This window comes from Streptomyces cavernae, assembly GCF_004023625.1.
Taxonomy (GTDB): Bacteria; Actinomycetota; Actinomycetes; order Streptomycetales; family Streptomycetaceae; genus Streptomyces; species Streptomyces cavernae.
In genome coordinates this window covers 101,744-127,968 of the sequence record NZ_RPDJ01000016.1, presented here as the reverse complement: position 1 = coordinate 127,968, position 26,225 = coordinate 101,744, and the positions used below count along the sequence as shown (strand labels likewise).

The 26,225-nt window shown below is 70.6% G+C and carries 20 protein-coding genes, 1 pseudogene and 1 riboswitch; of the genes and pseudogenes, 12 read left to right on the top strand and 9 right to left on the bottom strand.

Features of this window, described 5'->3' with window-relative positions; all coding sequences use genetic code 11:
* Positions 1–314: 314 nt before the first annotated feature.
* Positions 315–1,007: a hypothetical protein gene (locus tag EF387_RS26690; RefSeq protein ID WP_238431716.1), complete on the bottom strand. Its 693-nt coding sequence runs from the start codon at positions 1,005–1,007 to the stop codon at positions 315–317.
* Between EF387_RS26690 and EF387_RS48620 the strand changes: the two genes are divergently transcribed.
* Together EF387_RS48620 and EF387_RS26685 are read left to right on the top strand one after the other, a co-directional pair.
* Positions 1,006–1,347: a hypothetical protein gene (locus tag EF387_RS48620; protein WP_238431715.1), complete on the top strand. Its 342-nt coding sequence runs from the start codon at positions 1,006–1,008 to the stop codon at positions 1,345–1,347. The genes EF387_RS26690 and EF387_RS48620 overlap by 2 nt on opposite strands.
* 319 nt (positions 1,348–1,666) lie before the next feature.
* Positions 1,667–2,482 (top strand): hypothetical protein, encoded by an 816-nt coding sequence (locus EF387_RS26685; protein WP_128379146.1) that lies wholly within the window; start codon positions 1,667–1,669, stop codon positions 2,480–2,482.
* A 642-nt stretch (positions 2,483–3,124) separates the two neighbouring features.
* Here EF387_RS26685 and EF387_RS26680 read toward each other — a convergent pair.
* The gene (locus EF387_RS26680; protein ID WP_128379145.1) at positions 3,125–3,499 is read right to left on the bottom strand and encodes a chorismate mutase; all 375 of its coding nucleotides are present in this window, start codon (positions 3,497–3,499) and stop codon (positions 3,125–3,127) included.
* 461 nt (positions 3,500–3,960) lie between these two features.
* On the opposite strand from EF387_RS26680, the gene guaA reads away from it, so the two are divergent.
* Positions 3,961–5,532: a glutamine-hydrolyzing GMP synthase gene (gene guaA / locus EF387_RS26675; RefSeq protein WP_128379144.1), complete on the top strand. Its 1,572-nt coding sequence runs from the start codon at positions 3,961–3,963 to the stop codon at positions 5,530–5,532.
* A 188-nt stretch (positions 5,533–5,720) separates the two neighbouring features.
* Here the strand turns inward: guaA and EF387_RS26670 are convergent, their stop codons facing one another.
* Both EF387_RS26670 and EF387_RS26665 read right to left on the bottom strand, forming a co-directional pair.
* Positions 5,721–6,212 (bottom strand): pyridoxamine 5'-phosphate oxidase family protein, encoded by a 492-nt coding sequence (locus EF387_RS26670; protein WP_128379143.1) that lies wholly within the window; start codon positions 6,210–6,212, stop codon positions 5,721–5,723.
* A 95-nt stretch (positions 6,213–6,307) separates the two neighbouring features.
* The gene (locus tag EF387_RS26665) at positions 6,308–6,877 is read right to left on the bottom strand and encodes a hypothetical protein (RefSeq protein WP_128379142.1); all 570 of its coding nucleotides are present in this window, start codon (positions 6,875–6,877) and stop codon (positions 6,308–6,310) included.
* Positions 6,878–7,052: 175 nt separating this feature from the next.
* On the opposite strand from EF387_RS26665, the gene EF387_RS26660 reads away from it, so the two are divergent.
* The gene (locus EF387_RS26660; RefSeq protein ID WP_128379141.1) at positions 7,053–7,847 is read left to right on the top strand and encodes a class II aldolase/adducin family protein; all 795 of its coding nucleotides are present in this window, start codon (positions 7,053–7,055) and stop codon (positions 7,845–7,847) included.
* Between the two features lie 209 nt (positions 7,848–8,056).
* Here EF387_RS26660 and EF387_RS26655 read toward each other — a convergent pair whose 3' ends face one another.
* Positions 8,057–8,983: a DUF4429 domain-containing protein gene (locus tag EF387_RS26655; RefSeq protein WP_128379140.1), complete on the bottom strand. Its 927-nt coding sequence runs from the start codon at positions 8,981–8,983 to the stop codon at positions 8,057–8,059.
* A 364-nt stretch (positions 8,984–9,347) separates the two neighbouring features.
* Here EF387_RS26655 and EF387_RS26650 point away from each other — a divergent pair, with 364 nt between their 5' ends.
* Both EF387_RS26650 and EF387_RS26645 read left to right on the top strand, forming a co-directional pair.
* Positions 9,348–10,613 (top strand): hypothetical protein, encoded by a 1,266-nt coding sequence (locus tag EF387_RS26650; RefSeq protein ID WP_128379139.1) that lies wholly within the window; start codon positions 9,348–9,350, stop codon positions 10,611–10,613.
* 449 nt (positions 10,614–11,062) lie between these two features.
* Positions 11,063–11,590 carry a DoxX family protein gene (locus EF387_RS26645; protein ID WP_128379138.1) on the top strand — a complete coding sequence of 176 codons (528 nt, stop codon included), beginning with the start codon at positions 11,063–11,065 and terminating at the stop codon, positions 11,588–11,590.
* Positions 11,591–12,465: 875 nt separating this feature from the next.
* On the opposite strand, the gene EF387_RS26640 is transcribed toward EF387_RS26645, so the two are convergent.
* Both EF387_RS26640 and EF387_RS26635 read right to left on the bottom strand, forming a co-directional pair.
* Positions 12,466–12,696 carry a hypothetical protein gene (locus EF387_RS26640; protein ID WP_128379137.1) on the bottom strand — a complete coding sequence of 77 codons (231 nt, stop codon included), beginning with the start codon at positions 12,694–12,696 and terminating at the stop codon, positions 12,466–12,468.
* Positions 12,683–14,056, bottom strand: coding sequence for a PspC domain-containing protein (locus EF387_RS26635; RefSeq protein WP_128379136.1), 1,374 nt, complete (start codon positions 14,054–14,056; stop codon positions 12,683–12,685). Before EF387_RS26635 ends, EF387_RS26640 begins: the two co-directional genes overlap by 14 nt.
* A gap of 179 nt (positions 14,057–14,235) precedes the next feature.
* On the opposite strand from EF387_RS26635, the gene EF387_RS26630 reads away from it, so the two are divergent.
* The 3 genes from EF387_RS26630 (at position 14,236) to EF387_RS26620 (ending at position 16,925) form a co-directional block, all read left to right on the top strand.
* Positions 14,236–15,522, top strand: a complete 1,287-nt coding sequence (locus EF387_RS26630; RefSeq protein ID WP_128379135.1) for an ATP-binding protein — start codon at positions 14,236–14,238, stop codon at positions 15,520–15,522.
* Positions 15,523–15,608: 86 nt separating this feature from the next.
* A complete protein-coding gene (locus EF387_RS26625; protein ID WP_420802629.1) occupies positions 15,609–16,400 on the top strand; it encodes a LuxR C-terminal-related transcriptional regulator in 792 nt (263 codons plus the stop codon).
* A gap of 84 nt (positions 16,401–16,484) precedes the next feature.
* Positions 16,485–16,925: an ASCH domain-containing protein gene (locus EF387_RS26620; RefSeq protein WP_128379134.1), complete on the top strand. Its 441-nt coding sequence runs from the start codon at positions 16,485–16,487 to the stop codon at positions 16,923–16,925.
* A 26-nt stretch (positions 16,926–16,951) separates the two neighbouring features.
* Here the strand turns inward: EF387_RS26620 and EF387_RS26615 are convergent, their stop codons facing one another.
* Positions 16,952–18,202, bottom strand: coding sequence for a methyltransferase domain-containing protein (locus EF387_RS26615; protein WP_238431714.1), 1,251 nt, complete (start codon positions 18,200–18,202; stop codon positions 16,952–16,954).
* Between EF387_RS26615 and pdxR the strand changes: the two genes are divergently transcribed.
* Positions 18,168–19,613 carry a MocR-like pyridoxine biosynthesis transcription factor PdxR gene (gene pdxR / locus EF387_RS26610; protein ID WP_128379133.1) on the top strand — a complete coding sequence of 482 codons (1,446 nt, stop codon included), beginning with the start codon at positions 18,168–18,170 and terminating at the stop codon, positions 19,611–19,613. The genes EF387_RS26615 and pdxR overlap by 35 nt on opposite strands.
* Before the next feature lie 461 nt (positions 19,614–20,074).
* Positions 20,075–20,428 (top strand): hypothetical protein, encoded by a 354-nt coding sequence (locus EF387_RS26605; protein WP_128379132.1) that lies wholly within the window; start codon positions 20,075–20,077, stop codon positions 20,426–20,428.
* A 123-nt stretch (positions 20,429–20,551) separates the two neighbouring features.
* On the opposite strand, the pseudogene EF387_RS48615 reads toward EF387_RS26605, so the two are convergent.
* A pseudogene (locus tag EF387_RS48615) lies at positions 20,552–20,995 on the bottom strand (C40 family peptidase); the annotation flags it as partial.
* Between the two features lie 1,513 nt (positions 20,996–22,508).
* Positions 22,509–22,670, bottom strand: a riboswitch (cyclic di-AMP (ydaO/yuaA leader).
* A gap of 1,008 nt (positions 22,671–23,678) precedes the next feature.
* Between EF387_RS48615 and pcrA the strand changes: the two are divergent.
* The gene (pcrA, locus tag EF387_RS26595) at positions 23,679–26,147 is read left to right on the top strand and encodes a DNA helicase PcrA (RefSeq protein WP_128379131.1); all 2,469 of its coding nucleotides are present in this window, start codon (positions 23,679–23,681) and stop codon (positions 26,145–26,147) included.
* Positions 26,148–26,225: the final 78 nt, after the last annotated feature.

Genomic DNA, 26,225 nt, shown 5'->3' with positions numbered 1-26,225 from the left:
GGCCGCGCCCGTCCCCATCCAAGCCCTTTCAGTCCCTTCCGGGCCCCGGGCTCTTCCGGGCCTCGGGCTCTTCCGGGCCTCGGGCTCTTCCGGGCCCCGGCCCTTCCGGGCCCTCGCTCACGGCGTTGGCCGGCGGCAGTCGGGGGCTTTCGGTGGGGGGCGGGGGGCGAAGGCTTGGCTGGCGCGCGGAGGCCGAGGGCGCGGCGGTGGCTGGGAAAGCCGAAGGACCCGCGCTCCCCTCCGAACGCAGGTCCTTCCGTCTTTCACGAACCTCTCGGGAGGTTCTGGCGAGTGGCTCGCCGCGGGCCGCGTTCCTACGCGGCGTCCGACCCGGCGCCGACGCCCTTGGTGCGGCGGCGGACCGTGTAGATCGCCCCTGCGCCGACCACGACGGCGACCCCGCCGATCAGGCCGACGGTCGGCAGCATGGAGCTTGACCCGGTGGTGGCGAGGCTGCCGGTGGGCGGGATCGCCTTGGCGCCGCCCTGCGGCTCCTTGCCGCCGGCCGGCGGCTTGTCGCCCTTGCCCGGCTTGGCCTCACCCGGGTTCTCGTTGCTGCTGCCGGGCTTGAGGACGGTGAAGTCGTACTCGGCGTAGGCGCTGTGGATGCAGTTCTTCTCGGCGTCGACGTAGCCACCGAGACCGATCGCCCAGCCGTCACCGACCGGAGCCTTCGCGCTGATGTTGAGGCGCAGCTTGATGGCGACCGTCTCCTTGGCCTTCAACTCCGTCTCGCCGAAGTACAGGCCGTTGCCGAGTTCGTCGGCGAGGGACTCCCACTCCTTCGTCTCGGGGTTGAGGAACTCCAGCTGGGTGTACGTGCTCAGCCAGTCGTTCTCGTCGTCGCTCATGGAGTCGTTGTCCACGGCGGCGAGCCACTGGACCGTGCCGATCGCCTGCTCGCTGTGGTTGGCGGCGGTCAGCGTGAAGGTGTGCCAGCCGCTGCCCGCGACGATCTTGCCGGGCAGACCGGAGACGTCGAGGCTCAGCTGGGACCCCTCGTCCATGCCGTTCTCGTCGATCGGGCACAGCTCGGTCGGGACGGGCTGCGGCGCCGCCGAGCTCGCCGGGGGCGAGGTGGGCGTCTGCGGGGTGGTGCTCGGGGTCGCGGACGTCGACGGCGTGGGGCCGGTCGACGCAGTGGTGCTCGGCGTGCTCGACGCCGACGCGCTCGAGTCGCTCGACGCGCTGGCCGAGGGCGACGACGTGTCCCCCGCGGAGGCGGACGCTGTGGGGGACTGGGTCTGGGTGGACGGGGTTTCGGTCGCGAACGCGGCCGGTGCCGACAGAAGCGCAAGTGGCGCCAGTACGGCAGTCGCGGCCATGGCACGGCGAAGCTTCATCTAGACCTCTAGAACTGGAGGGGATCCGGCGTGCTGCCGGGTGGCAGCCCGAACGTGACGAGAGGCCGCCGCTCGTGGGGCGCGGAGTGGCCCTTGTTCCACGTGATGTGACTGAGAGTGGCTGTGAATGGTTGCAAACCATTCACAACCTTTTTATGTGTGCTGTGTCACATATCCGGTCCTGCGTGCCGGTGGTGAGCCACCGGGGCCTGCGGGGTGCGGGCAGGGCTTCCGATCGTTCTGCAAATCGCTGGTAATGGTGGCTGGTTGGGGGATTTCATGTGACGTCGGCGTGGACGCGCCGTAAGACATGAAGGTGATGAATGGTGAAGTCGATGGTGTCGCGGGTCGTGCTGGCCGCATCTGCGGTGGTCGCACTGGGTTTCACCGCGGCGTGCGGTTCCGGCGGGGACGAGGGCGACGGTAAGGCGTCGCAGGGAGCCACCGCGCAGGGCGCCGGCAAGACGGACAAGTCCGGGGAGCCGGCGCAGGGCGGGGACGCGTCCTCCGGCTCCGGCTCGGGTTCCGGCTCGGGCTCCGGCAGGGACGAGGGCGTGGGGGCGCTCAGCCAGGCCCAACTGGAGAAGGCTGCCCTGGCGAGCGGCGACGTCAAGGCGTACAAGGTCGAGACGCTGCCCGCAGCGGACATGCCGGCCGTTACGGTGCCGGCGAGCCCGGCGGCCTGCCAGCCGCTCGCGGACATGTTCATGTTCACCTCGGACCCGAAGGCCGCGGCCCGTGTGGGCCGTACGTTCACCGCCACGGACAGCCTCGACGCCACCGTGACCTCGCTCGCCCTTCTCGCGCACGGCGAGAACGACGCCGAGGAGGTGCTCGGCGAGCTGCGCACCGCGTCGAAGAAGTGCACCGCGTTCGAGCACACCGACTTCAAGTACACCGGTGTCACGGCACTGTCCGACCCCACCCAGGGCGACGAGGCCGTGGCGTACAAGCTGAAGGGCGCCGTCGACGGTGCCTCGGTGCCGATGACCTTCACGGTCGTGCGCAGCGGCTCCACCCTCGTCGCGTTCTACGCGATGAACATGCTGGACGCCGACAAGACGAAGGTCCAGGCGTCGCTGATCGACGCACAGCTGGAGAAGCTCGGCAAGCTGGAGAAGCTGGGGAAGACGGCGTGACGGACACGGGCTGGGGCGCGGGACGGCGGTCCGCCGAATAGAGGTGGGGCGTGGCGACCCGAAGGGTCGGCCCGCAACTACCTGCATGAAAAAGCGAGGGGCCCCGCGGGACGGATCCGCGGGGCCCCTCGACCGTCGCACCGACGTCAGGGCAGCGTCGGTGCCGGAGAGCGGCGCCGGGGGGTTGCGCCGCCGACCTCGCCGACCGCCGGTGGCCGCTCCGGCTCACTCGAGGCGTGCGCCTGGTATAGACCATTGGCAGTCGGACATTCCAGTGCTGTCATGCGCTGGGGGACTTGCAGGGGGCTTGAGGAGTTCTCTACGCATCGTGCTCGATGGGTCGCGGCCTCCGCAACCGTTTCGACCGTCTTGGACAGATTCCGCCGGTCGGCTCCGGGCGTCCCCGAAGCCGACCGCTCTGTTGCGTGACCGGGCTGCTGTCCCCTGCCGTCCGGCCGCGACTCTGGAGCGAGGTCCCACAGCGTGCGGTACGCCCCGCACGCCTCATCGCTCCAGCGGAGCCACGCGTGGTTTTTTCGGGCCCGCCCCTGGCTGGCACGGATACCTGGGCCAACGAACCGCCGCGCGCGGCGGTCACGCGCCGTACGGGTGAGGAGCCATGGGTACGTGCGTGCGCAGCACTCAGATCCGGCCCCGGCACAGCTCCAGCAGCGTCATCGCGAGCGAGGTGCCGGGCTTGCCGAGCGCTCCGCTGTAGTGACCGAGGATCTCCATCTCCCGCGAGAGGTTCACACGCCGGCCGCCGGAGGCGATCCGGGCGTCCTGGATGGCGGCGGACACGGCCATCCGTTCCTGGATGAGGCCGATGATCCGCTCGTCGAGCGCGTCGATGCGCTCCCGGGCGCCACTGATCACATCGGCGGCCTCGGCGGTACGGGCGCCGGTCTTCTCGGTGGTGGCTGGGGCGGTGGCGGCGGTGGCCTGGGTGCTGGTGCTGGTGCTGGTGCTGGTGCTGGTGCTGGTGCTGGGGGTGGCGGTGGCGGTGGTGGTGGGCATCTGGGGCTCCTCGTCGCGAAGTGTGGACGGTGCCCCGGCCCGGCAGGATCCGGTAACGCCAGGCGCCCCGGACCTTGTCGGCCCGGGGCGCCTGGGAAGTCGCTTGTCAGTTGCTCAAGCAGCACGACCATGGCAGCCGGTGGGCCGGTTGCCATAGGTAAAGAGGAAGGTCGAGTGCTCGCGCATGGGGCCGAGTATGGGCCACGGGCACGGAGAAGGGCAACTTTCCGCCGTGGGCTCCTGCCGCGGGCTTCCGTCGTGCCCCGCCGAGGGCTTCGTGGGTTGGCAGGGTGCGACGGGCGTTCCAGCCCACGCGCAGGCGGCGACGGCTCCGGAGGCGGACGCGGAAGCGGGGCCGGCAGCCGGGGTCCGGCCGCGGACGGGCGAAGCCCCCGGTGCGCGCCACACGGCCCCGGTAGAATCGGCAACCACAGACCCTGCTCCCCGCCGGAAGGCAACCCGTGCCCACTGCACCCCCCGACACCGTTCTGGTAGTCGACTTCGGCGCACAGTACGCCCAGCTCATCGCCCGTCGTGTCCGCGAGGCGCGGGTCTACAGCGAGATCGTGCCGAGCACCATGCCGGTCGCCGAGATGCTCGCCAAGAACCCCGCGGCGATCGTCCTCTCCGGCGGCCCCTCGTCCGTGTACGAGGAAGGCGCCCCGACCGTCGACCGCTCCCTCTTCGAGGCCGGCGTCCCCGTCTTCGGTATGTGCTACGGCTTCCAGCTGATGGCGACCTCGCTCGGTGGCACCGTCGACAACACCGGAGCGCGCGAGTACGGCCGCACCCCGCTGCACGTCAGCAAGTCCGGCTCCACCCTCTTCGAGGGCACTCCGGACGAGCAGTCGGTCTGGATGTCGCACGGCGACGCGTGCAGCGCGGCCCCCGAGGGCTTCGCCGTCACCGCCTCCACGGACGTCGTCCCGGTCGCCGCCTTCGAGAACGACGAGCGGAAGCTGTACGGCGTCCAGTACCACCCGGAGGTCATGCACACCACGCACGGCCAGCAGGTGCTGGAGCACTTCCTGTACCGGGGCGCGGGCCTCACCCCGTCCTGGACCACCGGCAGCGTCATTGACGAGCAGGTCGCCGCCATCCGCGAGCAGGTAGGCGGCAAGCGCGCGATCTGCGGTCTGTCCGGCGGCGTGGACTCCGCGGTCGCCGCGGCCCTCGTGCAGAAGGCCATCGGCTCCCAGCTGACCTGCGTCTACGTGGACCACGGCCTGATGCGCAAGGGCGAGACCGAGCAGGTCGAGAAGGACTTCGTGGCGGCGACCGGGGTGCAGTTGAAGGTCGTCGACGCGGAGGAGCGTTTCCTCACCGCGCTCAAGGGCGTCTCCGACCCCGAGGAGAAGCGGAAGATCATCGGCCGGGAGTTCATCCGGGTCTTCGAGCAGGCGCAGGCCGAGATCGTCGCCGAGGCTCCCGGTGACCAGCCGGTGGAGTTCCTGGTCCAGGGCACCCTCTACCCGGACGTGGTCGAGTCCGGTGGCGGTTCGGGCACCGCCAACATCAAGTCGCACCACAACGTGGGCGGCCTGCCGGAGGACCTCGAGTTCAAGCTGATCGAGCCGCTGCGCAAGCTGTTCAAGGACGAGGTCCGCATGGTCGGCCAGGAGCTGGGCCTGCCGGACGAGATCGTCCAGCGCCAGCCGTTCCCGGGCCCCGGCCTCGGCATCCGCATCGTCGGCGAGGTGACGAAGGAGCGTCTCGACCTGCTGCGCGAGGCCGACGCCATCGCCCGCGAGGAACTCACGGCGGCCGGCCTCGACCGCGACATCTGGCAGTGCCCGGTGGTGCTGCTGGCGGACGTCCGCTCGGTCGGCGTCCAGGGCGACGGCCGTACGTACGGCCACCCGATCGTGTTGCGCCCGGTGTCGAGCGAGGACGCGATGACGGCGGACTGGTCGCGACTGCCGTACGACGTCCTGGCCCGGATCTCGACGCGGATCACTAACGAGGTGGCGGACGTCAACCGGGTCGTGCTCGACGTGACGTCGAAGCCGCCGGGGACCATCGAGTGGGAGTAGTCCCTGCCGGGCTGTGGTTCCTGCCGGGCTGTGGTTCCTGCCGGGGTGTAGTGCCCGCCGGGCCTAGTTCGTGCGGGGCTGCGGTTCCTCCCGGAATGTAGTCCCTGCCGGGCTGTGGTCCCGTCCGGTGTGTGAAGGCGCCGTCCACTCGGGCGGCGCCTTTCGCGTTCGCCTCGTGTCGCCTTGCGTCAGGTCCGCTTGACCTTCCGCACGGGCTCACCCGGCTGCCAGGTCTCCAGCACCAGATAGGTCTCGTCCTCCACGTACGTCCGCACCACCTCGGTCAGTTCGGCGCGGAAGACATGGACGGCCTCCGGTTCGGGCGGGTTCACCGCCTCGGTGAACCGTGCGAGCGTCTCCGCGTCCGTGACTTCGACCGCCCGCCCGCCGATCCGTACATCCCCGCCGTCCATCTCCGTTCCCGGCCCCGGATTCGCCTGCAGGGCGAACCGCGGATCCCGCCGCAGATCCAGAGCCTTGACCGAGCCCGGCATCATGCCGAGCCACAACTCCCCGTACAGGAAACTCACTTCCAGTCCGGTGGTGCGTGGCGACCCGTCCTTGCGGAGGGTGGCGAGGATGTGGTGCCGATATCGTGCGAAGCGGTCCTCGACCGTCTTGGCGAGCTCCGGCTCCTCGGCTGCGAAGGCCGCCCAGTTCACGTTCCGGGTTTTGTTCATACGGAGAGTGTGACGACGAAACCCGACATCTACTGTCGGAGTTCGTCGGCGACAGCCGTTCGCGTCGCGCCGACCGGGCGTTGTGCGGGGCGAAGTCAGTCCCAGTCGAAGCCCGCGGCGCGCAGTCGTCGTGCGATCCGGTCCTTGCGCAGAACCTCCACCCACAGCCCGATCATGAAGATCGCGAAGGTCGGCAGCCCCACCGCCAGCGCCGTCAGCCAGCCCACCGGCAGGAACAGCAGCGTGAGCGCCAGCGACACGGCGCTCATGAAGACCGCCTTGGGACGCCAGTGGAGGTCCCCGGCCTGGGCGTCGTACTCGATGCGCGCCCTGAGCAGGGCCACCGGCTCGGAGGCGTGCCGCAACGGTTTGAGCGAACGGCGGCGCATCCCGGGCGCGGGGCCGTTCTTGGTGCCCGCCTGCGGGAAGTCGGCGAGCGTCGCAACGGCGCGGCGCTGTGCCTCGGCTCCCCGGTCACGTAGGACGTCGACCTCGAGCCGCTGGCCGACCCGGCGTGTCTGGGCGTATCGGAACCCGTATTGCTCGGCGATGTACACGAGCGCGGCGAGCCGGGCAGGGGAGTTGCCGCGGTCGGTCAGCACGGCGGAGTCTCCGGTGGCGATCTGCCTCAGCAGCCCGGAGATCCGTCGCTCCGCATGGTTCATGCCTCTCCTTATTGACAGCGCATTCAATATGTACGGACAAAGCCAGGTCCTATCGAGGCAGACAAGCGACCCGGCGTAACGGTTGTGCACCCTCTTCACGGAACCGCCCTGTCTTCTCCTCATGACCGGGGGTAACTTCCGCTCCGTACGAAGCGGTCCCAATTCCGGAGGACATATGCACGGGCCCACGCCGCCCCTGCCCCGACCCACCGACCAACTGAAGTTCGCGATGCCCCCCATGCACGACTCGCTCGAGGACGAGCGGCGCCATCGCAAGGAGCGGCTGGCCGGGGCGCTGCGGATCTTCGGACGGTACGGCTTCGAGGACGGGGTCTCAGGCCACATCACGGCGCGCGACCCGGAGTTCACCGACTGCTTCTGGGTCAACCCGTTCGGGATGCCGTTCAAGCACGTCACCGTGAGCGATCTGGTCCTCGCCAATGAGGAGGGGCAGGTGATCGACGGTCGCTATCACGTGAACCAGGCCGCGTTCACCGTGCACGCCCAGGTCCACGCCGCCCGCCCGGACGTGGTCGCCGTCGCCCACTGCCACTCGGTGCACGGCCGGGCCATGGCCGCCCTCGGCGAACTGCTCGACCCCATCAGCCAGGAGTCCTGCGCCTTCTACGAGGACCAGGCCCTCTACGACGCCTACACGGGCGTCTCCGTGGACGCCGCCGAAGGCCGTCGCATCGCGGCGGCGCTCGGGTCGCGCAAGGCGCTGGTGCTGCGCAACCACGGGCTGCTCACGGTCGGCGACTCGGTGGACGCGGCGGCCTGGTGGTTCCTGTCGATGGAGCGGTCCTGCCAGGTGCAGCTCACCGCTCGGGCCGCCGGCCGGCCCGTGCTGATCGACCACCGTCTCGCCGTCGCGACCCGTGAGCAGCTCGGCGGCGACCTGGTGGCCTGGATCAACTACCAGCCGCTGTGGCAGGACATCAGCCGGAGCGAACCGGACCTGCTGAGCTGAGCACGCAACTGGCCGGGTCGGGCACACACCTCGCCGGGTCAGGCACGTTGTTCGTCGGGTCGGGCACACACCTCGCCGGGTCAGGCACGCTGTTCGTCGGGTCGGGCAGACTCTCGCTGGGTCAGGCACGTTGTTCGTCGGGTCGGGCAGGACTCTCGCGGGCGAGCGCGTGCCTCGCCCGATCGAGCGTGCAGCGAGCAACCGGAGCCTCAGAAGCCGCGGAGCACGGCTGCCTTGGTCGCCGCGAACTCCTCGTCCGTGAGGACTCCGTCGCGGTGCAACTCGCCCAACTCCCGCAGTCTGCGCAGCAGCACGTCATGGTGGTCGCTCCGCAGCGACAGGGCGGGCGTCAGGTCCGGCCGGGCGGCAAGGCTCGGCCGGGCGGCGGAGCTCGGCCGGTCCGCACCGTCCAGGTGGTCCCCGGAATGGGTGGACGGATGGGGCAGCCGCGCGGTGACCGCGGTGGCGACCAATGCGGTCAGCAGATCGCGGCGGGCGTTGCCCCACAGATCGAGCGCGTACGGGTCCTTCTCCGGCGGCAGCTTGGAGAACACGGTCTCGCGGGTGACGAACCGCAGGAAGCCGTCCTCGTAACCGGAGTTGGGCAGCCACTCGACCTGGACCAGATCGGGCATACGGATGATGCGCGGACCGGTGGCGCGCTTGACCTTGTCGGAGGTGTCGCTCCAGTCGATGCGCACCTGGGTGCCGTCGTAGCTCACCGTCCCGTCGCTGGAGCGCACGGACACCGGCACCGGGGGTCCCGCCAGCAGGTAGGCCTTCGTGGGCTCCTTCGGGATCTGCTCCAGCAGCAGCGCGTGGCGGATCTCCTCCGCGACGTACTCGGCGACCCCCGAACGGTCGAGATCCACGGTCAGTCGGTACGGGTCCGCGGGCTCCGGCAGCCTGCCGCCGGTCGCCTGGAGCAGCGGGTCCGCGCCCTCGCGCAGCCGCAGGCGCAGCCTGCCCCGCTTGCGCTCAGGTTCGTAGACCACGCCCGCCACGGCTTCGAGCGGCACGGCCACCTCTCCGTACGTCTGTCTGAACAGCGGCACGGAACGGTGGAGTCCGGGGGTGATCCGGAGGGTGCTGCCATCGAAGGCCCAGGTCCCGTCACGCTGGATGATCTCGGCCATACGGGAATTCTCGCAGCCGGGTCAACAGGGAGGTGCCGACTTCACCCGGCTTGACCGGACCTGCCGGGCGGGGACGAGGTGGCGTACGGCACAATGCGCTGTCACCCCGTGGCGCGGCGGGCGGTCGTGCGGCCGCGGCGCGGGTGGCGTGGGGTGTGGGCGTACGTGGGTCCGGTGGGTGGCGCCCGGGGCCGGGGGGTGCCGGGATCGGACCGGAAACCCGTCGGGGGTGCCCGGTACGGGAGCTACGGGGCCTGCGGGTGTTGTGTGCGGATGCGGATGCGGATGCCCGATGCGGACGCGGGCACGGGCGCGGCCGCGGGTGCGGGGTGGTCCGGTGGTGCGGGAAGGGCGGGTAGCGGGCGTGGCGGTGCAGGAGGTGCGACAGGGCGCGCACGGGGGCGGGTGCGCCTGCGGGGACTGCCCGCACGGGGCGCGTGAGGGCCATCGGCGTGCGGTCGCCGAATTCCTTGCGAAGCGTGACGAACTGGCGTCCGGGCACGGACTGCCGGCCGCCCTCGCCCACTCGGCGGCGGCCTCCCGGCAGTGGGTCTCGGATGAACTGACCCAGTCCGCGGAGTTCGTCGCCGAGCGCGGCCGGGCCGAGGGCGAGCTCTGGCTGGCCCGGCTGTGGTGGCGCACCGCGATCGTGGTGGCGGGTGGATTCGTCGCCCTGCTGCTGGTGCAGGCACTGACCGCCGTGGGAACCGGGTGGACCTCCGCGCGCACCGCGGGACTGCTCGCCGCGCTCGTGGTGGGCGGCGGACTGACCGGCGCGGGGTATCTGCACCGGGCGAGGGGTGGGGCCCTCGCGCCGGTGATCGGTGAGGACAACCGGCTCTCCACCTCGCGCGTCGTGGCCGCCTCCTGGGTGCTCTTCGTCGTCTACGCCGTACTGGTACTGGCGGGCCGGCTCGCCGCGGCCTCCGGACCGGACGAGCGCGACCGGTTGATCGCCGGACTCGACCTCGCTCGGGGAGCCGGGGTGGTGACCGTGCTCGCCGTGGTGTGCGGGATCGCCGTGCTGGTCCGACGCGTAGTGGGACTGCGTGTGCTGGCGCAGCGGCTGCAGAAGGTCCGCGCCCACCGGCCGCGGGCCGCCGACCTGCTGACCGACGACTCCGGCCGCGGCAGCTTCGCCGACACCCAGTACGTGCTGGTGGGGGCCGTCGCACTGGTCTTCGCCGCGGTGCGGCTGGCCCGGCGGCCGGATCAGCTCCCCGACCTGCCGTGGGGGCTCGCCCTTCTGGTGCTGGTCTCGGCCGGGACGTATCTCGCCGGGAAGTACGCGGAGGGTGGCCGCCCGGTGATCCTCTCCGTGGTGCGCGCCCGCGAGGCGGGCGACCTCGACGCTCCGATCCGCACCGGCGACGACATCGAGATCCGCGGCGCCGGTTTCGTGCCGCCGGGGGCGAATACCGCGGACCGGCTGTCCCGGATGATGGTGCGCATCGGTTCGGTGCACGTACACGTGCCGCTGGTGCCGGTGACCGGCGGTTTCAGCAATCCCACGGACTCGATGCTGGTGGTACCGGTGCCGGCGGAGGTCGAGCCGGGGAGTGTGGTGGTCCAGGTGGTGACGGCGGCCGGGGCCGAGACGAACCGCTGCGTCATCGATGTGACCGAGTGACTGCCGCGAGTAATTAGCGTTTACCGCGAGCGAGTGGTGCTTGTCGCGAGCGAGTGGTGCTTGTCGTGCGCGAGCAGCGACGCCGTGACGGAGCAAGATGCTGCGACGGAGCAAGATGCTGTGACCTGATGGCGCTCGCCCTGAGGGAATAGCGGCTGCTAGCGGTTGCTGTGACCGATTGGCGCTCGCCCTGAGGGAGTAGCGGTTGCTGAGACGGAGTAGCGCTCGCCCCGAGGAAGCAGCGATTGCAGTGCCGGAGCGGCGGTTGCCGTTACGGGGCAATGCGGAGCCCGGTGTTACGGGGACGGAGCCCCAGGTAGGCCGGAAAGTGAGGATTTCTCAGCTTTCTCCTCGAAAAAGGTTGCGTCAACATTGAGCGATTCGGGCTTGTCGTACGTATGGTCCTGTTGAGGGGCGAACGATACGGCGGGCGAGAGGCGGCGGCAGCCATGGCGCACGGCATTCGTACGGACACACACACTCCCTATGTCGACGGTGGCCGGGACTGGCGGGACACCGCCACCCGTTACGCCCTCCTCCCGCTACGCGTCTTCCTCGGGGTCACCTTCATCTACGCCGGCCTGGACAAACTCACCGACAGCGCCTTCATGTCCGACTCCGGCTCAGGTTCCATCGGCGACATGATGCGCGGCGTACGCGACAGCTCAGCCATCCCCGCCCTGGTCGACATGGCCCTGAAGAACCCCATCGGCTTCGGCTATGCCATCGCCCTCGGCGAACTCGCCGTGGGCATCGGCACCCTGATCGGTCTGATGGCCCGCCTCGCGGCCCTCGGTGGCGCCCTCATCTCACTCAGCCTCTGGCTGACCGTCAGCTGGGCCTCCGACCCGTACTACTACGGCAACGACCTGGTCTACCTGATGGCCTGGCTCCCCCTGGTCCTGGCCGGTGCCTCGGTCCTCTCCCTGGATGCCGCCATCCGCGGACGCCGCAGCCAACGGCGAGCCGGCTATTGACGCCCGCCCGGCCTGACGGCGCCTGCCCGCTCCGCCCGGCCTGAGGGTGCCTGCCCGCTCCGCCCGGCCTGAGGGTGCCTGCCCGCTCCGCCCGGCCTGAGGGTGCCTGCCCGCTCCGCCCGGCCTGAGGGTGCCTGCCCGCTCCGCCCGGCCTGAGGGTGCCTGCCCGCCCCGCCCGGCCTGACGGCGCCTGCCCGCTCCGCCCGGCCGACGCCCTTCCCGCCCCGACGCGCAGGTGACCTCCCACTTTCGTGCCGGTGTTCCTCCAGCCTCGTCGCGGAATGGCCGGGGTGCTCTTCCGGCGGGCGTGGCGTCGTCAAGGCGTGGCGGCGTCCTTCCTGTCCTGGCCTGCCGGTCGCCATCCCCGCCCGGGGTGTCGGGTCTCCCGCCTCGGCTCGGCGTCCCCCGCCTGCTTGCCTGTCTGCTCCGGCTGGGCGGCTCCCGTCGGGTCCTGGCGTGCTGGCTCCCTGGCGCCTTCGGCCTGGCGTGCCGGTGTTCCTGTGGTGTCGTGCGCGGCGTGGCGGCCGGCCCGGCTGGGCGAGGGCCGCTCCGTCCTGGGGGTGACGGTCTCCCTCTGTGATTCGCTCCGTGGCTCTCTGCCCGGCCGGCCATGAGGGTTCCCGGTCCGCTGTCGCTGCCTCCCCTGGCGCCGGCATGGGGCCTCCCCTGGCGCGTGCTGCGGGCTGACCGGAGGGTCCTTCCGCTCCCGCCTCGGCGTGCCCTGTCTGTCTGGCTGCCTGTCTGCTCCGGCTGGGCGGCGCTGTGGGGCCTCCCCTGGTGCGTGCTGCGAGCTGACCGGAGGGTCCTTCCGTCTCCCGCGAGGCCCTCAGTGGGGCAAGAGGGCCGGGCTGTGGGGTGCAAGGGGACCCGCGGGGTCAGGTGTCCGCACGGACCTGGCGCTCGCGTATCTGCGTGCGTCGTCCGCGTATCGCGTGAGCGACCGTGCCGACCGCGCCCGCCAGGAACAGGCCTGCCGTGACCAGCGGTATCACCGCGAACCACTGTGTCTCCCAAGCGCCGCCCGCGTCACCGACGTACGCTATGCCCGCTATTGTCAGGAACACGCCCGCTATCAGTCTTCCGGGCTGGAACTCATGCCGCAGCACGGCTCACCTCCGCCTGTCCCAGGCCCACTTCCAGACTGAGGTTCAGCGTGCCACCGCTCTTGGCCCCGGTCGAGGAGGCGAGCGTGATCTCCTTGTGCTTGCCCGGTTGCACGTCCACGTCCCGTTCGTCGTCGCCCGGCAGCTGGATGTCGCCGATGCCCACCTCGATGTCGACTTCCGCGCTCACACCCTTCGGTACGACCACCTCCAGCCGGCCCACGCCAACCTCGGCGCGAATCGTCACCGTCTTGCCCTCGGCCACCGTGACCTTGCTCAGGTCCAGCGTGCCGACGCCCGTGCCCAGGTGGTACTTCGGCCGTATGTCCGCCACCGCCGCCGGCCGCCACGTGGTGCGGTCCCATTGCGTGCTGATGTCCTTCGGCAGCGCCGCCGAGGCCGCCAGCAGCGCCGCCGTGAGCACGGAGAGGATGATCGAACCCGCTCCCGTACGCCCCAGGAACGCGCTCACCGCTATGCCCAGGCCGAACACCAGGAGCGCGCTCGCGAACCCGGTCTGGAGGCTGGTGCCGAGCGCGTGGTCGTCCCAGGTCGCGCCTATGCCGATCGCGCCCGCGAGCAGCGCGACGAGGAACACCCAGCCACCTATCCAGCGAGGACCGCGCGGCTTGGACTCCCAGTGCCGGGTGGGAGTCTCCTGACGGTAGTTGCCGCGCGCGATATTGGTGGCCGCCGCGACGTCCCGAGCCTCCTTCGGGCCCCAGAGATAGCCGGTGCCACCCACGTGCGTGCCGTCCTTGACGATGGGGTCGCGCCACCAGGACGGGAAGGCGGCCGGGACCGGCGGTGCCTGCGCCTCCGGCGGGGCGTCAGCCGCGGCCTGGGCCGCGAGCGGGTCGGGGTCGGCCGTGCCGCGCCGTTGCGACCAGTACCCGGCGCCCGCCAGCAGCAGGCCGAGTATCACGGCGAAGGTGAGCACGCTGAAATTGCTCAGCATCGACAGGAACACCCCGCAGCCGACGAGCGCGAAGAGCACGGCCGTCAGCGCCGGGCCGTCGACGCGGCCGGTGAGGAGCCTGCGTACCTCGTTCTCCTCCTCGTCGTCGTATGGGACGAACAGCCATGCGAAACCGTAGAAGATCAGCCCTATCCCGCCGGTCGCGGCGAGCACCGCGAGCCCGATCCGGAAGATCACCGGGTCCATGTCGCACTGCCGCCCGAGCCCCGCACACACGCCTCCCAGCACTTTGTGCCGTCGGTCGCGACGGAACTTGTGCGGGAGCTCGGGCGCGCGCGGTTCCTCTCCCGCGGGGGGCACGGCGTCCCGCGGCCCGGCCTCCGCGCCGGAGCCGGGGAGCGGGCCGGGATCCGGCGCCGCTGCTGCGTGCTGCTGATCTGTCATGCGTCCATGGTGACGGGCACGGCGGTCGCGCGGCAGTCGGGATGACCCTGGCCGAACCCTGATATCCGCCCCTGACGAGCGGCCCGGGAGTTGTTCGAACCATGGGCGTGTGAAGATCAGGGGAGTATCGGGGGTCGACCCTGATGCCCCGGACCGCGCCGCATGTGACCATCGTTGGCATGCCGGAAGCCGCAGCAGTTCCACTCGACGCACCGCGGCCGCCGCGCAAGCTCTATCGCAGCAGCGACGGACGCTGGCTGGGAGGGGTGGCGCGGGGGCTCGCCGGGCATCTCGGACTGCCCGTGATCTGGGTACGAGTCGCCTTCGTCGGCTTGTTCACGGCGGACGGCCTCGGCGCGCTGCTGTACGCGGCTTTCTGGTTCTTCGTTCCGCTCGGCGTCGGCGGGGTGGATGCCGAGCGGCCCTCCGCCCTGACGGCGGAGGTGTCGCCCGACGGCCGCCGCAGGCTGGTCGCCCGAAAGCCCGACAGAGGTCAGATCGTCGCTCTGCTGGCGATGGTCGTGGTGACCCTGATCTTCATCGGCAATGTGGATCTCGGCAGTGGCGCCAAGGCCTATCTGCTGCCAGCAGTGCTCGTCGGTGCGGGCGTCGCGCTGGTGTGGCGCCAGGCCGACAACGCACGGCGGGCCCGCTGGGTGGAGGTGGGCCGCCGCCGGCGCACGATCACGCTCGCCCGTTCAGCGGCCGGCGTGCTGCTGGTCACCGCGGGCGTCTCCGGGATATTCGTCCTCCAGGGCTCCGCCGCCCACCTCAGTTCGGTCCTCCAGGCCGCGCTCGCCGTGCTCGTCGGCATAGCCCTGCTGGCCGGTCCCTACCTCGTGCGCATGACCCAGGACCTTTCCCAGGAACGGCTGATGCGCATCCGCGCCCAGGAACGCGCGGAGGTCGCCGCCCACGTCCACGACTCCGTTCTGCACACGCTGACGCTGATACAGCGCAACGCGGACAACCCCGGCGAAGTGCGCCGCCTCGCGCGCGCCCAGGAGCGCGACCTGCGCGCCTGGCTCTACAAACCGGAAGGCACCGGCAAGGACGAGGACGACGAGCCCGGGACCGTCGCCGAGGCCGTGCGGCGCAATGCCGCCGAAGTGGAGGACAAGCACGGCGTGCCCATAGAGGTCGTGGTGGTCGGCGACTGCCCGCTCGACGAACGGGTGGGAGCACAGATGCAGGCCGCGCGGGAAGCGATGGTGAACGCCGCCAAGTACGGTGGCGAGGGCGGCGCGGTACAGGTCTTCGCCGAGGTCGAGGGCAGTACGGTTTTCGTGTCGGTCCGTGACCGGGGCCCCGGCTTCGACCTCGACGCGATACCCGCCGACCGCATGGGCGTTAGAGAATCGATCATCGGCCGTATGGAGCGCAACGGCGGCACGGCCCGCCTCCGCGCGGTACCCGGGGGCGGCACGGAGGTCGAGCTGGAGATGGAGAGGGCGGAGACGTCATGAGCGATGCGAACGGGGCAGCCGACGCAGCAACGCCGGGCGGTGCGACGGGGGCGAACGAGCCGCCTGCGGGCGGTGTGTCCAGCGGTCTGACGTCAGGCGCCGGAGCCGGCGAACCCGCGGCCCGGAACACGGCGGACATACCGGGCGCGTCGAGCGATCCCGGCGTCACCGAGCCGGACGAGCCGGGGGAGAGCACCGGAGCGGACGGCGGCGTCGGCCGCCGGGTGAGGGTCGTGCTCGTCGACGACCACCGTATGTTCCGAACGGGAGTACAGGCCGAGATCGGGCAGACCGCACGGACCGGGGTGGAGGTCGTCGGAGAGGCCGCCGACGTCGATCAGGCGGTCTCCGTGATCACGGCCACCCGGCCCGAGGTCGTCCTGCTGGATGTGCATCTGCCCGGGGGCGGTGGCGTCGAAGTACTGCGGCGCTGCTCGGGGTTGATGGGCGACACCGAGCAGCCGGTGCGGTTCCTGGCGCTCTCCGTCTCCGACGCCGCCGAGGACGTCATCGGGGTCATCCGTGGCGGCGCCCGGGGATACGTCACCAAGACGATCACCGGCACGGACCTGGTGGACTCCATCTTCCGCGTCCAGGACGGCGACGCGGTCTTCTCCCCGCGCCTGGCAGGCTTCGTCCTGGACGCCTTCGCCTCCACGGACGCCCCACCGGTGGACGAGGATCTGGACCGGCTCACTCAGCGGGAACGCGAGGTCCTGCGTCTCATCGCCCGCGGCTACGCCTACAAGGAGATCGCCAAGCAGCTCTTCATCTCCGTCAAGACGGTCGAGTCCCATGTCTCGGCGGTCCTGCGGAAGCTCCAGCTGTCCAATCGGCATGAGCTGACGCGCTGGGCCACGGCGCGACGGCTGGTGTGACGGTTCGGGAGACGCCGAGCGAGGTCCGCCCGGAGACACCGTCGGAGTGTGGACACCAGCTTTTGCTGACAACGGAGGACAAGCATGGAGTGGAACGAGAGCGAGCTCGCTGCCCTGCCCCGGTCGGAGTTCGCTTTCCCCGGCAGGTTACGGGACCGGCTGGTCGCCGCGATCCTTGACGGATCGAAGACCACGACGACCGGACTGCTGGTCGACTTCGAGCACGAAGGGGAGGCCCTGCCGGAAGCCGGGCTTCGCTACACGGTCCCGGACTCCGAGGAGCGGCTGGTAGCCGTCATGGAGGTCACGGACGTGCGGGTGGTGCCGCTCGCCGAGGTGGATCTCGAACACGCGGTGAACGAGGGCGAGGGGCACACCAGTGTGGCCGAGTGGCGGACGGCACATGAGAAGTTCTGGCACAGCGCGGCGATGAGGGAGGCCCTGGGGGACGAGACGTTCGCCGTGGACGACAGCACGATGGCCGTGCTGGAGCGGTTTCGGCTCATAGCGGATCTTCGTGGGTAGGGTCCGTCCGGTCGCCGAGGACGGGGTCAGTCCCGCCGGACCGGGTTCGCCGGTCGGTCCGGCACCCTTGAACGACCTGGGTTCGTGGCCTCCGCCTTGAAGAACGTGTAGTGGAAGGTGCCGTCTCCCTCGGCGGTCCGGCGGAGGCTTTCGACGCCTCGGTCCCAGTCCACGGGGGTGGTCAGACCCGCCGACAGGGCCTCGTCCCGTACGGCTTCGATCATGGCGGTGAAGGTGTTGCGCGTGAAGCCCTCGACGAGGCTGGGACGGGAGCGATCGGCGTAGACCGTGCGCGGACGGACCACGACGTTCTCGTAGCCGGCGGCGGTGAGCAGCGGGTGGAGGCGGCGGCCCAGCAGGGCGTTGCCGCCGGCCATGGCCTGGAGTTGGATCTGGCAGTCGATCGCGGCATGGGCGTAGGTGCTGTCGGGGTGGAAGAAGGCGGAGCCGTGGTCGCCCTCGATGACGGTGAGAGTGCCACCGGGGCGCAGTACACGGCGCAGGGCGGTGAGGGCCCTCTGCGGGTCGGGGATGTGTTCCAGGACGAAGCAGACGAAGACGTGGTCGAACTCGTCCTCGGGGAAGGGGAGATCGAAGAGGTCGGCGTGGAGCCATCGGACCCGGGCGGTGGCCGGTACTCGGGCGCGCGCCTGGTCCAGAGACGCGACGGAGATGTCGACCGCGGTGAAATGGGCCTCCGGGCTCGCCGCCACCAGGTGAACGGTCTGGGCGCCGACGCCACAGCCGGCCTCCAGGACGCGACTGCCCGGTGGGTAGACCGTGCCGGCGTGGAGGAGTTCCGCGAGGGTGTCGGCCTGGTCGCCGAGGCGCTGGGACTCGTGCGCGGAATAGCCGTGCACATAGGCCGAGTTCGTTGCCTCAGCCCATCCTGTGCCCATGCCCGTGCCCATGGCTGTGCCCATGCTTGCGCCCACGTTCGTGTCGGTCTGCGTGTAAGTGTCGGTGTCTGCGGAGGTGTTCATGGTCATGAGTTGACCCTCGGGCCAGAATGGCTCGGTGAACAGGTCCAAAGGGAGCGCCGATAACAGGGCCAAAGTATTTGGGGCGCCGAAGCTCTTGGCGCCTTCGGTATCTTCGGCCTCCCCGGCACCCTCCGCCTCCCCGGCACCCTCCGCGTCCCCGGCGCCCTCCGCGTCCTCGGCGCCCTCCGCGTCCTCGGCACTCTCCGCGTCCCCGGCACCCTCCGTGTCCTCGGTGCATTCGGTACCTTCGCGGCCCTCGATGTCCGCGGGGGCGGATTTTCTGCAACTGGACATCAGGGAAGCGCCGTTCGGGCGGCGGGCCGAATGGCTGGCGGAGCGGCTGCGGCAGGCGATCTCCGACGGGCGTCTCCCTCTCGGCAGCCGCCTCCCGGCCACCCGTGCCCTCGCCGCGGACCTGCGTGTGTCGCGGGGCGTGGTGACGGAGGCATACCAGCGCCTGTCGGAGGACGGGCATGTGGAAGGGCGGGGGCGTGGCGGCACGGTGGTGGTCGCGGTGCCGGGGGCGCCCGTGGAGCAAGCGAGAGGGATCGGCCGAACACCCTCCGCAGAGGCCCTGTTCACCACGCCGCCCACAGTGCACGTCTTCGACGCTGTGCGCGTCCTGCCGTCCAGGATCGATCTCTCCCCAGGTGCGCCCGATCTCGCGGCGTTTCCGCGGGCTGCCTGGCTGCGGGCCGAGCGGGCGGTGCTGGCGGAGCTGCCCACGTCCGGGTTCGGGTACGGGGATCCGCGGGGAACGGAGGAACTACGGCGGGCCGTCGCGTACTGGCTGGCTCGGTACCGGGGGATCGCGGCCGACCCCCGGGAGGTCCTGATCGTGGCCGGGACCGCGCAGGCGCTGGGGCTGATCGGGACCGTGCTGCGGGAGGACGGCATCAGGGCGATCGGGGTGGAGGAGCCGGGGTCGCTGGGAGTGCGGCAGCACTTGCGGAACCAAGGGCTCGAGACGCCACCGGTTCCCTTGGACGAGGACGGCGTACGGGTCGACGCACTGCGCGAACAGGGGGTGGGGGCCGTGGCCCTGACGCCCGCGCATCAGTTTCCGACCGGCGTCGTGCTCGGCGGGGCACGGCGGCGGGAGCTCATGGCTTGGGGTGGAGTGGTGCTGGAGGACGACTACGACGCCGAGCACCGTTACGACCGGGCGCCGGTCCCGGCTTTGCGTTCCATGGTGCCGGAGCGGGTCTGCTACGCCGGCAGTGTGTCCAAGCTGCTCGCGCCCGCTTTGCGCACAGGATGGGTGCTCGCGCCCCCGCGCTACCGCGACACACTGGTCGACGCCAAGCGCTTCGCGGACCTTGGCAACGCCGCCCTCCCTCAACTCGTCCTCGCGCGCCTCATGGAGTCGGGCGAACTGGAACGGCATCTGCGCATGCTGCGTCGACGCCATCGCCGTCGCCGGGACGCCATGACGGAGGCGATCCGGCGGCATCTGCCGAGGGCGGTGGTACGGGGAGCGGCGGCGGGGCTGCACCTCTTGGTCACGTTCGAAGCGGCGGCGTTCGCGGACACCGAACTGGCGGCGGCAGCGGTCGCCCACGGTGTGAAGACCCACCCTTTGTCCTGGCATCGCCAACTCCCCGGGCCGCCAGGATTGCTCCTCGGCTACGCCGCCACGCCCGCAGCGGTGATCGAGGCGGGAGTGACGGCGCTGGGGCAGGCGCTGCGGGAGATCGGCGGTTGACGAGGAGGCGAGGGAGTCACGCGTCCGGCGGCGGCCCGCACAGGGGGAGCGGACCGCCGCCGGACTTTCTCGGTGGTGGTGCCCGACGGCCGCCCCTGGCCCGGGCGGCGGTGGGGAGCCGGTCACCTGAGAGAGGACGCTAGACCCGCGAGGTACGAAGGGATAACGCATTGTGCGGAAATGTTCCCCGTTTACCGGCGCGAGACCGTATGCGTACATGATCCCGGCATGGCGCCGCCGCTTCACGCGGTCCGCTGACCGATGCGGTGGATACAAGCCCACAGGCGCAGCCGGGGTGTTATGCGGGCGCGTTGTGCATGCCGCACGCTTGGTGGTCGTGCACGCGTCCGTGCCCGCTCGGGTGCGCAGCGAGGCCGCCGGGCGCCAGGAGGTGCGCGGCGGCTGCACGGGGCAAGGGGCCGCGCGCAGGGGGTCGGAAGCCCACGATTAGGCTCCCCGCCATGGACGTACTCATCCACCTCTTCGTAGGCCTGCACATTGTCGGCATCGCGTCCCTCCTCGGCGGATTCCTCACCCAGATGAAGGCGATGGGCGCGGGTACCGCCCGCTTCGTCCCCGCGATGCTGCACGGCGCGCTGACCATGCTGGTTACGGGCGTGGTCCTGGTGGGTCTCAACCAGGCCGACGACGACCCGGTCAACAACGTCAAGATCGGCGTCAAGCTGGCCCTGCTGATCGTGATCCTCGGCCTGGTCTACGTCCAGCGCGACGAGGAGACGGTGGACAAGCGACTCTTCGGCCTGGTCGGGCTGCTGACCACGGCGAACATCTTCATCGCGGTCCTCTGGACCTGACCCGGTGTCCCTATGAGCTGACCCGCTCCGTCAAACGCCACGCGCGCGTGAGAGGCGAACATCCCACGCGCGCGTGCGACACGTTTCAACATGCGACACGTTTCAATACGTAGCGTCAGCAGGTCACCCAGGCCGTACCACGCTGTGGATCGGCATGGAGTAGATCGAATCCTCGCTGACGTACGAGCCGGGGTTCGCGGCGTGGATCATCTTGCCGTCGCCGACATAGATGCCGACGTGGCTGACGTCGTCGTAGTAGAAGATCAGGTCGCCGGGCACCGCGTCGGCCACCGAGACGAGCGTGGTGCCGGACTGCACCTGGTCCCAGATGGCACGCGGGAGCATCACTCCGGCGGCCCGCCACGCGGCCTGGACCAGCCCCGGACCGTCGTACGAACCCGGACCGCTCGCCCCCCAGACGCACGGTTTCCCGGTCTGGGCCTGGACGAAGGCGACGGCTTTCGCGGCCTTGGCGGAGTCGGCGGAACCGGAGCCGGAGCCGGAGCCGAGCGTGCCGGTGCCGGCTCCGGCCGCGTAGCCGGTGCCGCCACCCGTCGGGAGACCCGAGGCGGCGCCCGTCTGGAGACCGACCAGGGTGTCCGCGGAGAAGCCCGTCTGAGTGCCTATGGCGACACCGCTGCCGGTGGTCGCGTTCGCCATCCCGGTGGTGGCCATCCCGGTGTTGGCCATCCCGATGGTGGCCATCGCGCCGGTGTCCATGACCCCCGGAAAACCTGCGCCGGTCTGGGTAGGCAGCCCGGCTCCGGCGTCCAGGGGCAGTCCGACGAGCGTGTCGGTCGGGAAGCCCGACTGCATCGGGTCGGCGGGGTAGCCGGCCTGCATGGCGTTGGCCATGCCCATACCGGTGCCGGTGCCGGTGCCGGTGCCGGTGCCCGTGCCGACGGACCCCGTGGGCATGCCCGTGCCCATGGCCCCGGCTATCCCGGAGGGGAGGCCCCCGCCGGTCTGGGTAGGCAGCCCGGCTCCGGCGTCCAGGGGCAGTCCGACGAGCGTGTCGGTCGGGAAGCCCGACTGCAACGGGTCGGCGGCGAAGGCCGCTCCCTGGAACTGCTGCGCACCCCCGCCGAGCGTCGGCCAGGACCCGGTCTGCTGCTGAGCAGGCTCCTGAGTCTGTGCCTGGGGTTGGGCTTGGGTCTGGGCCAGGGCCCACGGCTGGGCGGTTGCCGATGCGTCCAGCGCCGAGGGTGCCTGCACCTGTGCCGGCATCTGCGCCTGTGCCGGCATCTGTGCCTGTGCCGGCATCTGCCCCTGTACCGGCATCTGCGTCTGCGTCTGCGGCTGCGGCTGTGCCCAGGGCTGCGTCTGCGCCGTCGGTCCGGCCTCCAGCGCCTTCATGCCCCCGGTCACGGCTCCCGTCGTGGAGCCGGTCACCTTCGAGAGCAACTCCCGGGCCTGCCGCAGCTTCTGCTGGGTGGACGTCTTCTTGGCCTGGAGGTCGGTGGGAGGCCCGGTGACGGCCTCAATGCCCTTGAGGACGTCCAGGGCCTTCGAACTCCCGAGCGCCCTCGGTGCTTCGAGCGCCTTGGGCGCCTCCAGGGCGCGGGGGGACGCCTCGAGCGCCTTGGGCCCCGTCTCGGTCCGCTGGGCGGCCGGAGCGTCGGCGATCGTCTCTGCCTGACGGCTGGCGACCAGGCTCAACAGCGCGGCACCGTCGGCCGGCGGCCGAGCCGGCGTCGAGCCCTGGCGCGGAGAGGGGACGGAACCGGTGCCGTACGGGGAGGCCACGAAGGAACTCGACCCTTGGCGTGCTTCGTTGCCGCTCGGGGCGCGCCGCGAGACGGCGTCAAGGGGACCAGCTCCGCCGCGCCTGCGCTCCGCCGCCGACCGCTGCCGGGTCGAGTTGGTCCGCTCGGACTCCGTCTCCACTCGCTGGTAGAGGCTGTCGATGCGGTCCTGGACTTCCTCACGGCTGGGCTTCACTTCGGCCACCGACGCTGCATCCGCCGTCTGGCCGAGCAGGGCCACGGAGCCGAGGGCCGCCGTGGCGAGGGCGGGGGTCCGTAGACCGGTCCCCCCAGGGGTGTTGATCCGCTCTCTGCGGTGCGACGCCAAGGGAGGCGACTCCTTCCGTAATCCGCCTACCGGGTTAGCTGTCGGGTTCGGGCGGGTTGTTCCGGAAGGTTTGCCCTACGATCCTTGCCCCGGAGGGCAGTTGGACCGATTCACCCCAAGTTCGGTGGGTCCCCGGCTCCGGACGTGCCGGACTCGGCGGAGGCCACAACTCCCGGCGACGTTCGCCGGTGAGGGATACGCATGGCCTGCCGGTGAGGCTAACCAATTCGTGTGCCTTCTGTGAAGGTTGATGTCCGAACTGCCCGATACGTTTTTGTGACCTTGACCCGAAACCTCGATCCTGACGGTCAATCGGGATGGATCTACGGCGACTTGTCCGTGGTGACGGGTCCGCCCGATTGCGGCGCAAGGGTCCGTTCGGCCCGGCTGAAAGGCGCCTGGCGCCGAAGCCTCACGTGCTCGACGAGGTGACGCTCGTGCGTCAGCGGACTTTGAGGGATCGCCAGAATTCGAGAGGCTCCGCCTGGGGCGGGGTTTCGGAGCAGTGGGCCACCGTGGGCGGCCCGCCGAGATCGTCTTCCTGGGGTGGCGACCGTTGGCGGTGCCGTCGGATCGCGGTGGATCTGCCCTTTCGGGCGACCAAAGGTGGCGGAGCGCGGCCTTCGATGCGGACGGCGGACCGCCGGCGTTCGGACGCGGCCCTCCACGGGGCCGTGGAGGGCCGCGTTTCGCCGGACCGATCGCCGAGCGTGATGGGGCGGGCGCTGTCGGTGAGAAGGCGCTGGGCGGTCAGCCGGGGAAGATGATCATCTACCTCTGGCGCCTGGCACCTGGCGCACGCAAAGGCCGCGGAACCGGAAGGCCAGGAAGGCCGCAGAACAGAGCCCCCGGAGCACAGAGAGCCCGGAACCCCGGGCCCCGGAACCCCGGGCCCCGGAACCCCGGGCCCCGGAACCCCGGGACGCGTCCGAGGATCGGAACCAATCGGAAGCCCGGGCCCCCCGGAAGCCTGGAAACCCCACAAGATCGGCACCCTGGAAGCCCGGCACCCCGAAGCCTGGAAACCCCAGAAGATCGGAACCCAGGATCCCCGGGCATCGGATCCCCGGGCATCGGATCCCGGACATCGGAATCCCGGACCCCCGGACCCCCGGATGAGGCGGAGTTCTCAGGGCGGCGGCGGGTTGTCAGTGGGGCGGCCTAGACTCGGAGAGCGATGAGCAGCCTCTTTGACGACAGCTTTCTGGCGAACCTCAAGGCCCCCCGGGGCGGAGAGGAAGAGCCCCCGCCGCCGCCCGAGGACGATCATGTACCGGAGCCCATTCCGGACGATCTGTTCGGCGGGAAGTTCGACGTGCCGCCGGACCGCGACGCTTACTACCGCGACGGCGCGCCCCGGCCTGCCATCGACCCCGCGGCCCTGCTCGAGGGGCTGAACGAAAACCAGCGCGCCGCGGTCGTGCACTCCGGCACCCCCCTGCTCATCGTGGCCGGCGCCGGCTCGGGCAAGACGCGCGTGCTCACCCACCGCATCGCGTACCTGCTGGCCGAGCGCCATGTGCACCCGGGCCAGATCCTCGCGATCACCTTCACCAACAAGGCCGCGGGCGAGATGAAGGAGCGCGTCGAGCAGCTGGTGGGCCCGCGCGCCAACGCGATGTGGGTGATGACCTTCCACAGCGCGTGCGTACGCATCCTGCGCCGGGAATCGAAGAAGCTGGGCTTCACGTCGTCCTTCTCGATCTACGACGCCGCCGACAGCAAGCGCCTGATGGCCCTGGTCTGCCGTGACCTGGACCTCGACCCCAAGCGCTACCCCCCGAAGTCCTTCAGCGCCAAGATCTCGAACCTCAAGAACGAGCTGATCGACGAGGAGGACTTCGCGGCGCAGGCCGCCGATGGCTTCGAGAAGACCCTGGCCCAGGCCTACGCCCTGTACCAGTCGCGGCTGCGCGAGGCCAACGCCCTCGACTTCGACGACCTGATCATGACGACGGTCAATCTGCTGCGCGCCTTCCCGGATGTCGCGGAGCACTACCGCCGTCGCTTCCGGCACGTCCTGGTCGACGAGTACCAGGACACCAACCACGCTCAGTACGCCCTGGTCAGGGAGCTCGTCGGCCCCTCGGGGACGGATCCGTCCGGTGAGGAGCTGCACCCGGCCGAGCTGTGCGTCGTGGGCGACGCCGACCAGTCGATCTACGCCTTCCGCGGCGCCACGATCCGCAACATCCTCCAGTTCGAAGAGGACTACACGGACGCGACGACGATCCTGCTGGAGCAGAACTACCGCTCCACTCAGACGATCCTGAGCGCCGCCAACGCGGTCATCGAGCGCAACGAATCACGCCGTCCCAAGAACCTGTGGACCAACGCGGGCGCGGGCGCCCGGATCACCGGCTACGTCGCCGACACCGAGCACGACGAAGCACAGTTCGTGGCCGACGAGATAGACCGGCTGACGGACGCGGGGGAGGCCAAGGCCGGGGACGTCGCCGTCTTCTACCGCACCAACGCCCAGTCCCGTGTCTTCGAAGAGGTCTTCATCCGTGTCGGCCTGCCGTACAAGGTCGTCGGCGGTGTGCGCTTCTACGAACGTAAGGAGGTCCGGGACGTCCTGGCGTACCTGCGCGTGCTGTCCAACCCGGAGGACTCCGTCCCGCTGCGGCGCATCCTCAACGTCCCCAAGCGGGGCATCGGCGAGCGCGCCGAAGCGATGATCGACGCCCTCGCGCAGCGCGAGAAGATCAGCTTCTCGCAGGCTCTGCGCCGGGTCGACGAGGCCTACGGCATGGCGGCCCGCTCGACCAACGCCGTCAAGCGGTTCAACACGCTCATGGAGGACCTCCGCACCATCGTCGAGTCGGGCGCGGGCCCTGCCACCGTCCTGGAGGCGGTCCTGGAACGCACCGGCTATCTCGCCGAGTTGCAGGCCTCGACGGACCCGCAGGACGAGACCCGTATCGAGAACCTCCAGGAACTCGCCGCCGTCGCCCTGGAGTTCGAGCAGGAGCGCGGGGAGGGTGAGTCGGGCACGCTTTCCGACTTCCTGGAGCAGGTCGCGCTCGTCGCCGACTCCGACCAGATCCCGGACGAGGAGGAAGGCGACGGCGTCATCACGCTGATGACCCTGCACACCGCCAAGGGTCTCGAGTTCCCCGTCGTCTTCCTGACGGGCATGGAGGACGGCGTCTTCCCGCACATGCGCGCCCTCGGCCAGACCAAGGAACTGGAGGAGGAGCGGCGGCTGGCGTACGTGGGCATCACGCGCGCGCGGGAACGGCTGTATCTGACGCGGTCGTCGATGCGCAGTGCGTGGGGCCAGCCCTCCTACAACCCGCCCTCCCGCTTCCTGGAGGAGATCCCGGAAGCGCACATGAGCTGGAAGCGCACGGGAGCGGCCGGTGCTCCGATGTCGGGTCCGGCCTCGGCGGTGGCGGCCTCACTGTCGTCGTCCCGCTCGCGCTCGTCGGCCTCCGGCGCCTCCGGCTTCGCGACGCGCCGTGCCACGGAGAAGCCGGTCGTCTCCCTGGCGGTCGGGGACCGGGTCACACACGACCAGTTCGGCCTGGGAACCGTCGTGGCCGTGAAGGGGACGGGCGCCAACGCCGAGGCGACGATCGACTTCGGGGACGCGAAGCCGAAGCGACTGCTCCTGCGGTACGCGCCGGTGGAGAAGTTGTAGTCCGCCGGGGTCCGGTCCCGGAAGCGGAAGAGGCCGGACCCCCGTCGGGTCCGGCCTGGGCTGTCTGTCGGGTCCGGG